Origin of the sequence: Pseudomonas sp. PNPG3 (assembly GCF_023093815.1) — a bacterium.
GTDB classification, from domain to species: domain Bacteria; phylum Pseudomonadota; class Gammaproteobacteria; order Pseudomonadales; family Pseudomonadaceae; genus Aquipseudomonas; species Aquipseudomonas asiatica.
In genome coordinates, this window is record NZ_JALLKV010000160.1 from 1 (window position 1) to 331 (window position 331).

The 331-nt window shown below is 77.0% G+C and carries 1 protein-coding gene; it reads left to right on the forward strand.

What is annotated here, in order from left to right:
• Nucleotides 1–19: 19 nt before the first annotated feature.
• Nucleotides 20–331 (forward strand): hypothetical protein (locus MJ643_RS30555; RefSeq protein WP_247727295.1); only part of this gene is annotated, 312 nt, incomplete at its 3' end.

Genomic DNA, 331 nt, shown 5'->3' on the forward strand with positions numbered 1-331 from the left:
GTGCCCGTATGCTCGCCGTATGGCGTCCTCCAGCTCCTCCGCATCCGGCCTCGGCTCCGTCCCCGGCATCGTCTCGGGCATCGCCTCCGGCGTCGGCGCATCCGTCGTCCACGGATCGCGGTCGCAGATCCTGATCGGCTCCCGGCCGCTGCCGCTCGGCCTGATCGCCCGCGCGGGGCTGATGGCGCAGGCCGTCGGGGCGCTCTCGCTCGTGGAGCCGCGGACCCTGGGGCCCCGCCGTCGGGCCTGGTACCGGGTCGGGATGGCCGCCGCGAGCGGTGCGCTGTCCGCGGACCTCGCGCGCGACGGCCAGCGGCTCGTCTCCCCGGCC